We start from the raw sequence: 769 nt of genomic DNA, 5'->3' as shown, positions 1-769 counted from the left end.
CGCCGCCGCCGCGCGGGAGCGGTAGTGCGTGATCCGCCCGGCCAGGACCGGGCAACCGCGCACCGCGTAGGAGCAACATTCGGGATGTAATCCTGGTTCTGGTGCGACACCCAGGACCCAGTCTTGTGGGCGTAGCAGCACCACGACCCGGTCCCCGAACGGCTTTGCGCACACCTGGCACAGGGCGAAGGAGAACACCATGTGCAGGTGGGTGGGGTCTATCGCACCCCAGATCGGATCGCGGCGCTTCCGGTGGCACAGAGTGATGAACGGGATCGTGAGCCCCTGGGCGGTCGGGGCGTCATGCAACCGTGCCAGGATCGGTGGCCGCGCCGAACCCGGCGACGGCACAACAGAATCCATGATGAGGACCTCCTCGAGAAGAACGGCGGCGGACGAGGGCAGCGGCTGCAACGGTGTGATGGCGCGTGAGGGCCGATGGCGGGCCACGTCGGCGCGGTGTGGAGACGAGGACGCAGGCATCCCCGGTGTTGTCGGCCGGGGTCGCGCTCGGAGATCGAGCCGCGACGTGTCGCGTTCGCGTGAGCGGGCGCTGTTCGTGTCGCCGGCGCTCGCGGAGACCACGGCGGTGTGGGGATCGCCGGAATCGTTGGTCAGCGATTCTTGTGGGAGACACGCGAGTTCGCCGATCGCGAGTATCAGGCGACAGCGGGCTGGACCGTGAGATCAGGATCTTCGAGGGCGTTTGTCGGTGGATCTTGACGCGACCGCGGGATTTACCGAGAGACAGCGACAGCGTTCACCGCCT

General features: G+C 67.5%; 1 protein-coding gene. It reads right to left on the bottom strand.

All coding sequences use genetic code 11. The features are described 5' to 3' along the window. On the bottom strand, positions 1-363 hold a 363-nt coding region (locus tag K7711_RS47035; protein WP_222979685.1), incomplete at its 3' end, for a hypothetical protein. Positions 364-769: the final 406 nt, after the last annotated feature.

It is taken from the genome of Nocardia coffeae, from assembly GCF_019890715.1.
Taxonomy (GTDB): domain Bacteria; phylum Actinomycetota; class Actinomycetes; order Mycobacteriales; family Mycobacteriaceae; genus Nocardia; species Nocardia jiangxiensis.
Note: the sequence above shows the minus strand (reverse complement) of the source record. Positions and strands in the feature narration are given on the sequence as shown.